1 protein-coding gene is annotated in these 241 nt (G+C 41.5%); it reads right to left on the bottom strand.

Annotated elements, in window-relative coordinates:
• The coding region (locus AAEY57_RS20950; RefSeq protein ID WP_350608776.1) for a methyl-accepting chemotaxis protein at positions 1 to 241 on the bottom strand (241 nt) is incomplete at both ends.

Below are 241 nucleotides of genomic sequence, written 5' to 3'. Positions count from 1 at the left end.
ATTTGCGTACTCATGTCGTTAATTGATCTAACTGAGGTTGTTACCGCACCTAAACTTTCTGAAATAGCACGAGACGATTCTACTGAGCGATTACAACTATTCTGACTCGCTTGCATTGCGGCTACAGCATCCGATACTAAATTATGTAACTCACTCAACATTTCACTAATCTCTAATGTGCTAACTTGAGTACGACTTGCTAAGCTTCTTACCTCATCAGCAACAACAGCAAACCCTCGCC

This window comes from Pseudoalteromonas sp. MER144-MNA-CIBAN-0113, assembly GCF_040308965.1.
Taxonomy (GTDB): domain Bacteria; phylum Pseudomonadota; class Gammaproteobacteria; order Enterobacterales; family Alteromonadaceae; genus Pseudoalteromonas; species Pseudoalteromonas tetraodonis.
This window is presented reverse-complemented; position numbering and strand designations above follow the sequence as displayed.